This window comes from Stutzerimonas sp. LR2 (assembly GCF_055755175.1).
This window is the reverse complement of sequence record NZ_JBVTRR010000079.1, coordinates 1-687: the sequence shown is the minus strand read 5'-3', so window position 1 is coordinate 687 and position 687 is coordinate 1. Positions and strand designations below refer to the sequence as shown.

At 46.7% G+C, this 687-nt stretch carries 1 protein-coding gene; it reads left to right on the top strand.

Features of this window, described 5'->3' with window-relative positions; translation table 11 throughout:
- Window positions 1–94: 94 nt before the first annotated feature.
- Window positions 95–687, top strand: a 593-nt coding sequence (locus ACVRRC_RS22150; protein ID WP_472997601.1) for an alpha/beta hydrolase, incomplete at its 3' end; no start/stop codon positions are given.

Here is a 687-nt window from a genome sequence, read left to right as displayed (position 1 = left end):
GAGGAAGGAAAACGCGTAAAGCCAGATGCAGAGCAGAAGATTATTTTTCCCTGCGATCAAACATATGAAATCAGTTTAAGACCTGGAATATCCTATGAAAAAACTAAAATTTACGTTCAAAAATGCGGCTGGTGAAGAACTGGCCGGATTGCTTGAACTTCCTGAAAATCCTAAAGCGTTTGCGCTGTTAGCTCATTGTTTTACGTGTGGCAAAGACCTCAAAGGCGCGGCGCGTATTGCGCGGAAACTGACAGAGAATGCTATCGCCGTTCTCCGGTTTGATTTTACTGGTCTGGGAAACAGCGAAGGGGATTTTTCCAACACCAACTTCTCATCCAATATTTCGGACCTGCTTTGCGCGGTAGATTATCTCCGCCGACAGTACGAAGCGCCTTCTTTGCTCATCGGCCATAGCCTGGGGGGATCGGCCATTCTGTCTATTGCCGGCGAAGTTCCTGAGGCAAAGGCCGTTGTCACCATAGGATCACCCGGAGAACTGACACACGTAAAACGTCTTTTTAAGGATGATGTTGAAAACATTAACCAGCATGGAGCCTATCCCGTTGAGCTGGCCGGGCGGGTATTTACCTTAAAGAAACAGATGCTGGACAATATTCAGGAACACAAAATCGCTCATAAGGTGTTCGCCATGAACAAGCCTCTGCTTATTTTTCATGCGACTGAAGA